The organism is Pseudoalteromonas sp. SR45-5 (assembly GCF_014163565.1).
Lineage (GTDB): Bacteria > Pseudomonadota > Gammaproteobacteria > Enterobacterales > Alteromonadaceae > Pseudoalteromonas > Pseudoalteromonas distincta.
The window spans coordinates 1-858 of sequence record NZ_JACJDN010000992.1; the positions used below are offsets into that span (position 1 = coordinate 1).

1 protein-coding gene is annotated in these 858 nt (G+C 34.4%); it reads right to left on the bottom strand.

Annotated elements, in window-relative coordinates; translation table 11 throughout:
* Positions 1 to 87: 87 nt before the first annotated feature.
* The coding region (locus H5072_RS20585) for a PhzF family phenazine biosynthesis protein (protein WP_182694653.1) at positions 88 to 858 on the bottom strand (771 nt) is incomplete at its 5' end.

Here is an 858-nt window from a genome sequence, read left to right on the forward strand (position 1 = left end):
TACTTAGCCCACTAGGTTACAAACCTCGCGCCGCGATTTAATCGCCCCTAGATTGAACAAATTTCAATTCGCAAAGATCAACACGCCCTAGTAAATGACAACTTTAGCATTGCTAAACTCATAGCTTAGCAATGCACCATTATTTGATTGCTGTATAAGCTTAGCTTTATTTAAACCATGTAGTCTAAATAGCAGGGGGGCAATAACAGATACCGCAGAGCCCGTTGCACTGTCCTCATTTACTCCAAACTGGGGTGCAAAATATCTAAAATGCGCTATGGCATTTTTCTTGTCTTTATTTTTTATACTGAGTGCAATTATTGCATTTTTGTGGAGTTTACTCAAAGCTTTAAAATCAACGTGTAAGCTTTTTAAATCGTCTTTTTCAACGTCTTTACTAAATTCTTTATTAAATTCTTCATTAAATAATACAACCGTATAACCGTTTTTATCACCGGTACTGTAGGTTGCTTTTATTGCGGATGAAAACACACTTTTTAACTCACCTTTAGCTAATTCGCTTTTTTTAGGCTCTATACTTTTTAGTAACAACTGTGCGCGTTGTTTTTTTACTCTTATAGTAAAGCGCTCATTACTCATTGATGTAAATACTTCAGGGCAATAACCAAAATACTTTATTAAAAAATTAGCGGCCGCTAAAGTACCATGCCCACAGCGTTTAATTTCACTTGTTTGGTTAAACCAGCGAATATTACAATGGCGTTTAGTTATCTCATTTTGATTTAAAAATACGGTAGCAGGGTGATTTGATTGTGATGCAATATATTGCATTGTTTTTGATGTTAACCCAATTTTATAAATAACAATTAAAGCACTTGAGCCTTTTAAGTTATTTGC